The sequence below is a fragment of the Anoxybacillus flavithermus genome (assembly GCF_002742685.1).
Classification (GTDB): Bacteria; Bacillota; Bacilli; order Bacillales; family Anoxybacillaceae; genus Anoxybacillus; species Anoxybacillus flavithermus_E.
The window spans coordinates 1-6,430 of sequence record NZ_PEDM01000056.1 but is presented as its reverse complement, the minus strand read 5'-3'; the positions used below and the strand labels follow the sequence as shown (position 1 = coordinate 6,430).

The 6,430-nt window shown below is 37.2% G+C and carries 8 protein-coding genes; 7 read left to right on the top strand and 1 reads right to left on the bottom strand.

From position 1 onward, the window contains the following. Positions 1–130 precede the first annotated feature (130 nt). Positions 131–550 carry an acyl-CoA thioesterase gene (locus CS060_RS13745; RefSeq protein WP_035050084.1) on the top strand — a complete coding sequence of 140 codons (420 nt, stop codon included), beginning with the start codon at positions 131–133 and terminating at the stop codon, positions 548–550. Between the two features lie 18 nt (positions 551–568). On the opposite strand, the gene CS060_RS13740 is transcribed toward CS060_RS13745, so the two are convergent. Next, complete coding sequence (locus CS060_RS13740) at positions 569–856, bottom strand: HesB/YadR/YfhF family protein (protein ID WP_035050087.1); 288 nt, start codon at positions 854–856, stop codon at positions 569–571. 320 nt (positions 857–1,176) lie between these two features. Between CS060_RS13740 and CS060_RS13730 the strand changes: the two genes are divergently transcribed. From CS060_RS13730 to CS060_RS13705, 6 genes are all read left to right on the top strand, one after another. Further along, the gene (locus CS060_RS13730; RefSeq protein WP_099669055.1) at positions 1,177–2,115 is read left to right on the top strand and encodes a magnesium transporter CorA family protein; all 939 of its coding nucleotides are present in this window, start codon (positions 1,177–1,179) and stop codon (positions 2,113–2,115) included. 148 nt (positions 2,116–2,263) lie between these two features. Further along, positions 2,264–3,700, top strand: a complete 1,437-nt coding sequence (locus CS060_RS13725) for an NAD(P)/FAD-dependent oxidoreductase (RefSeq protein WP_035050086.1) — start codon at positions 2,264–2,266, stop codon at positions 3,698–3,700. 111 nt (positions 3,701–3,811) lie between these two features. After that, positions 3,812–4,801: a biotin synthase BioB gene (gene bioB, locus CS060_RS13720; RefSeq protein ID WP_035050083.1), complete on the top strand. Its 990-nt coding sequence runs from the start codon at positions 3,812–3,814 to the stop codon at positions 4,799–4,801. Between the two features lie 83 nt (positions 4,802–4,884). Beyond that, positions 4,885–5,079 carry a YodN-related protein gene (locus tag CS060_RS13715; protein ID WP_035050081.1) on the top strand — a complete coding sequence of 65 codons (195 nt, stop codon included), beginning with the start codon at positions 4,885–4,887 and terminating at the stop codon, positions 5,077–5,079. Positions 5,080–5,311: 232 nt separating this feature from the next. After that, a complete protein-coding gene (locus CS060_RS13710; protein WP_069201725.1) occupies positions 5,312–5,485 on the top strand; it encodes a YozD family protein in 174 nt (57 codons plus the stop codon). Between the two features lie 97 nt (positions 5,486–5,582). Next, a complete protein-coding gene (locus tag CS060_RS13705; RefSeq protein ID WP_099669054.1) occupies positions 5,583–6,353 on the top strand; it encodes a sporulation protein in 771 nt (256 codons plus the stop codon). The last annotated feature ends 77 nt before the right edge of the window (positions 6,354–6,430 follow it).

Sequence of the window (6,430 nt, the reverse complement as noted above, 5' to 3'; positions counted from 1 at the left end):
ACCGTACGTACGGTGGTGTGAGAGGACGGAGGTTAATCACCTCCTCCTACTCGATTATGCTCTGTTTACATGTTCTTATGTATGGTACAATAAAAAAATAAATTATTGTTATTTCGGAGAGTGAGAACGAATGATGATTTCACAAAAAGAAATTGAAGTGCGTTACGCAGAAACAGATCAAATGGGGGTTGTTTACCATGCCAATTATTTAGTTTGGTTAGAAATCGGACGAGCCCATTTTATTCAACAACTTGGTTTTCAATATGCTGATATGGAGAAAAGGGGAATTGTGTCTCCGGTTATTGATTTGCAAATTTCTTATAAAAAGCCTTTACGCTATGGAGAGACAGCCACTATTAAAACGTGGGTAGAGTCATATGACGGCATTCGGGTTGTTTATGGGTATGAAGTGTTAACGCCAACAAATGAAATCGCAGCGACAGCAACTTCGAAACATGTTTGTGTAACGAAAGAAACGTTTCAGCCTGTTTTAATCAGAAAATATTTTCCTGATTGGCATGAAGCGTATGAACGGGCAAAAAAAAGATAAAAGCGGGCCATCCCGCTTTTATCTATATGTAAATATTGGCTCGTTTCGTTCTTCGTCAAACTCAATATGCAAATCATGGTCATCAAAATACCACGTATCGTTTTGTTCAATAAAAAAGATAATTCCTTCTTTTTCTAATTTCACTGCAGCGTCGATCGGGCTTTCTTTATTCACTCCTAAAGAAAAACCTTTTTGTACGTTACTACATCCACCATATCGAGCGAAAAAACGAACATAGTCCCCATGCTGTAATTGGAGTTCTTCTTTATACCACTGAAATGCTCGATCACACATGTATATGTTCATCATATTCACCATCCTTTACACAAGATTATAAAAGAACACGAAATATTTTTCTATTTTGCGCACTCACTTTGAGAAAAAATAAAAAAGGAACTATACAAATGGTGGCAAAACATGTATCATTAATCCGTAATGATTGTGAAAGCGAAAGGAGTGACAGTTCCGTTATGAGCAGGGCGAACAAGAATGAACCAGAACCATCGATAATAGGGGAAGTAGCTTCGCTTTTTGGCGCTGGAACGTACTGCTCACAAACGAAACAGGCGCTCCAACGACAAAAAAGTGGCGCTTACCTCTTGTAGAGAAGATAGGGGGGTTACGCCATGATGAACATTTACTTATCAAATGATCAAGGAAAATTAGAAGAGATTTACGAGCTAAAAAATGGTTGTTGGGTAAACCTCGTTTCTCCAACTGAAAGCGAAATTCGCTACATTGCAGACCATCTTAATATTCCAATTGACTCAATTAAAGATGCACTCGATGATGAAGAACGGTCACGCATCGAAAAAGAAGACAACCATGTGCTCATTATCGTTGATATTCCGATTATTACGTACGATGAGGGAAACATTCCAACATATGAAACAATTCCAATTGGAATGATTATTACAAACACATGTTTTATTACCGTTTGTCTTCAAGGAAATCCAATTTTCGAGGAATTTACAAAAAATAAAGTAAAACATTTTTATACGTATATGAAAACGCGGTTTGCGTTACAAATGTTATATATGATTTCTACGTATTACTTAAGATACTTAAAACAAATTAATCGAAAAACAAGCGAAATTGAAAAACAGCTGCATCAATCGATGCAAAATAAAGAGTTGTTTTCTTTACTTAGTTTAGAAAAGAGTCTCGTTTATTTTACGACATCATTAAAAGCAAACAATATCGTGATGGAACGGTTACTTCGTTTAAATTATTTACGGATGTATGAAGATGACCAAGAATTGTTAGAAGATGTCATTATTGAAAATAAGCAAGCCATTGAGATGACAGAAGTATATAGTAGCATTTTAAGTGGGATGATGGATGCATTTGCTTCTGTCATTTCGAATAATTTAAACATCGTCATGAAATTTTTAGCTGCGATTACAATTGTCATCTCGTTTCCAACGATGGTGACGAGTTTTTATGGGATGAATGTTCCGATCCCATATCAAGATAAGCCATATGCGTATTTGGTTGCTTTAGGAATTTCTTTTGTTCTTTCAAGTGTGACTGCGTTTGTTTTTTGGAAGAAACGTTATTTTTAAAAGGACGGTACGTACCGTTCTTTTTTTTTGCGTCTTAAATAAAAACGAACATTAAATAAAGAAAATAAAAAAAAGATCGTTTTTTATTGACTGATTGTATGCTATTTAGTATATTAACATTCGGAAAATGGAAGGTGAGGGATGAATGATGAACAATCGTTACGATGTGATTGTTGTTGGGGCAGGTCCAACGGGAATTTTTACTTGTTATGAATTGACATTAAAATTACCAGGAGCACGTGTGTTACTAATTGATAAAGGGCACGATATTTATAAACGAAATTGCCCGATTTTGCAGAAGAAAATCGAAAAATGTCCGCCACCGGTTGGAAAAAAAGATTACGCAGGTTGTTTACCTGCTTGTTCAATTACAAATGGATTTGGAGGGGCAGGGGCTTATTCAGATGGTAAGTTTAACATTACGAGCGAGTTTGGTGGATGGATGACAGATTATTTACCTGATTCGACGGTGTTACAACTCATTCGTTACGTGGACGAAATCAACTTAAAGCATGGTGCCACGCATACATTGACCGATCCACTCACAGACGAAGTGAGAGAAATTGAAAAGCGTGCTTATGCAGCTGGATTAAAATTGTTGCGCGCACAAGTTCGTCATCTTGGTACCGAACAAAATTTAGAGATTTTAAAGAGCATATATGAATATTTGCGTACACACATTGATATGATGTTTAAAGCAGAAGTGAGCGATATTTTGACGGAAAAAATAGATGGTACAAATTATGTAAAAGGAATTCAATTAAAAAATGGGGATATGCTCTATGCTGAACGGGTTGTCATCGCTCCAGGACGTGATGGTTCAGCCTGGTTGACAAATATATTGAAGAGACGTGGGTTGAAAATGATCAATAATCAAGTTGATATTGGAGTTCGTGTCGAAACGTCTAATGTCGTTATGGAAGAAATTAATACACATTTGTACGAAGGAAAGTTCATTTTTAACACATCCGTAGGAACGCAAGTTCGGACGTTTTGCAGTAACCCTTCTGGTCATGTCGTTGTTGAAAATCATTCAGGGATTATGCTTGCAAATGGTCATGCGTATAAAGATCCGAAACTAGGCAGCAATAATACGAACTTTGCTCTTCTCGTTTCTCATAAATTTTCAGATCCGTTCGATCAACCGAACGAATACGCCCATCAAATTTCTCGTTTAGCCAATGCATTATCTAATGGCGGGATTATTGTGCAAAAATACGGCGATATTTTAAAGGGTAGACGCTCAACAGAAAAACGCATTAAAGAAGGATTCATCGAACCAACTTTAAAGGAGGCTGTTCCTGGGGATTTAGGACTCGTTCTCCCATACAACACGATGAAAAGTTTAATCGAAATGACAGAAGCGCTAAACGTTGTCACTCCAGGCATTGCTTCAGAACATACACTTTTTTACGGTGTAGAAGCAAAGTTTTATTCTGCACGTCCCAAGTTAAATGAACGTTTTGAAACAGAAATTTCAGGACTATATGTTGGGGGAGATGGTGCGGGAATTACACGCGGTCTAGCACAAGCAGGAGCGTGTGGAGTATGGATTGCGCGACATATTGTAGAAACGTATAGCTAGCGAGTTATTCTCGCTAGCGTTCTTTTTGTTAACATATATGAATAATGTGGTTGACATATATTTGTTGATCGAATACGATTATTGGTAATTAGAAATAAAAGGGGGAGAACAATGGATTGGTTATCTTTAGCAAATCGTGTGTTAGATGGGGGCGAAATTACAGATAATGAAGCACTTGCTATATTAAATTGCCCCGATGATGAACTATTACTATTACTCCAAGGCGCTTATCGCATTCGCAAAACGTATTACGGAAATAAAGTAAAATTAAATATGATTATGAATGCAAAGTCGGGATTATGCCCTGAAAATTGTGGATACTGTTCCCAATCTTCTATATCAACTGCTTCAGTTCCGACGTATAAAATGGTAAATAAAGATACGATTTTACAAGGAGCCAAGCGAGCTTATGAATCTAAAATCGGAACATACTGCATTGTTGCAAGTGGAAGGGGGTCGAGCGATAAAGAAATTGATATCGTTGTATCTGCAGTGAAAGAAATTAAAGAAATATACGGTTTAAAAGTATGTGCTTGTCTAGGAATATTAAAGCCGGAACAGGCGTTACGCTTAAAAGAGGCGGGTGTCGATCGCTATAACCATAACATTAACACATCCAAAGAACATCATCCTCACATTACGACTTCTCATACATACGATGATCGGGTACGTACGGTAGAAACGGTCAAGGAAGTAGGGATGTCCCCATGTTCAGGTGTGATTATCGGTATGAAAGAAACAAAACAAGATGTAATCGCAATGGCGAGAAGTTTAAAAGCGTTAGATGCGGATTCGATCCCTATCAATTTTCTTCATGCGATTGATGGAACGCCGTTAGAGGGGACAAAAGAATTACACCCGCGCTACTGTTTAAAAGTGTTGGCATTATTTCGATACACTAACCCTACGAAAGAAATTCGCATTTCTGGAGGGAGAGAAGTAAACTTACGTAGCTTGCAGCCACTTGGTTTGTATGCTGCGAACTCCATTTTTGTTGGCGATTACTTAACGACTGCCGGACAAGAAAAACATGCTGATTTTCAAATGCTCGAAGATTTAGGATTTGAGATTGACTTTGCTCCAGCATCTTATGCGAGATAAAAAAGCCGACGTTGTGTGTCGGCTTTTTTATCTATACATATACTATTACTAATTAAGATGTTCAATATTGGAGTGAAGTTCATGTGATATCACGAAAATTTGAAAATGAGCGATTGCGACGAAAACAAGAAGAAAAAGAGATTATTGACGGTTTATTAGATATTTATAACGACTACAAGTGGTTGTATGAACGGTTTGGTGACGAACAGTATGAACAGATGATGAAGCAAGTCGTTGAACAACTAAAAAAGTTTACTCGACGGAAACGACGCGAATAACACTATATACATTGCCATAATAAATATATGACATATGGAATACAAAAAAATAGTATTATAGAAAACAATGCATTCGTGATCGTTTCCATCCATTGATCAATTCGTTCGTCCATAAGTTTGTCCTCCGTTCCTTTTTACTTTCAACGTATGTGTACATAGCGGCAAATATACATAAAAACGGATGACATAAATGAATCATTTTTTCATAACATAATACAAAGGGGGCGATGTTGTGAAAGAAATTGAAGTCGTTATTGATACGGAAGAAATTGCGGAGTTCTTTTACAATGAACTTGTTCGGCGAGGGTTTGTCCCAACAGAGCGTGAAATTGAGGAAATGGCAGATATTATGTTTGATTATTTGATCGAAAAATGTATTATTGATGAAGAAATAATTGACGAATAAAACGGCGGTTGTTCCGTCGTTTTTTATTTGAAAGTTGAAACGTTTTTCTTTCTTATTCGTAACACATATAGAATGAAAAATAATGGGAGGTTGTTTTATGGGACTATTTAATAAAGTTTTAGCAAGTATTGGAATCGGGGCGGCGAAGGTAGATACGAAGTTACACGAATCGCAATTATCACTCGGTGAAAGCATTACAGGAGTTGTAGAGGTGACAGGCGGAAATATAGATCAACAGATTGATGATATATATTTATCTCTTTGTGCTACATATATAAAAGAGGTAGATGATCGAAAAGTAACGAAGCATGCAATCATTGAAAAGTGGAGAATTGCTCAATCCTTTGTCATTCACGCTGGGGAAAAGAAACAATTTCCGTTTTCTTTTTCTCTTCCGCTTGATACGCCAATTACAGTCGGAAGAACGAGAGTGTGGTTACACACAGGACTTGACATAAAAAATGCGATCGATCCAACAGATGAAGATTATATTCACGTTCAACCAACTAGAGTCATGGATGCGGTATTTCAAGTTATGGAAAAATTAGGATTTTGTTTAAAAGAAGCCGATTGCAAAGAGGCTGCTTATCATGCTCGTAAACGACTTCCATTTGTTCAAGAGTTTGAATTTGTACCGGTTAGTGGCGAATTTCGTGGAAAGCTTGATGAAGTGGAAATCATCTTTTTCCAGCATGCACTAGATGAATGTGAATTGCTGATGCAAGTCGATCGACGAGCACGCGGGTTAGCTGGATTATTTGCAGAGGCACTTGATTTAGATGAAACTTTTGTTCGTGTGACTATTCATGAGCAACATATTCCGACGTTACAGACAAATCTTGCAGCACTTATTCGACGATATGCTTAAAGGATTGGGTACTCCCAATCTTCAGACTGTTGACAAAATGGTTGGAAGACACCCGTCTTCAAACCATTTTGTTCCAT

Coding starts and splice junctions, on each gene's coding strand:
- CS060_RS13745 (WP_035050084.1), top strand. CDS start 131: ATGATGATTTCACAAAAAGAAATTGAAGTGCGTTACGCAGAAACAGAT.
- CS060_RS13740 (WP_035050087.1), bottom strand. CDS start 856: ATGAACATATACATGTGTGATCGAGCATTTCAGTGGTATAAAGAAGAA.
- CS060_RS13730 (WP_099669055.1), top strand. CDS start 1,177: ATGATGAACATTTACTTATCAAATGATCAAGGAAAATTAGAAGAGATT.
- CS060_RS13725 (WP_035050086.1), top strand. CDS start 2,264: ATGAACAATCGTTACGATGTGATTGTTGTTGGGGCAGGTCCAACGGGA.
- bioB (WP_035050083.1), top strand. CDS start 3,812: ATGGATTGGTTATCTTTAGCAAATCGTGTGTTAGATGGGGGCGAAATT.
- CS060_RS13705 (WP_099669054.1), top strand. CDS start 5,583: ATGGGACTATTTAATAAAGTTTTAGCAAGTATTGGAATCGGGGCGGCG.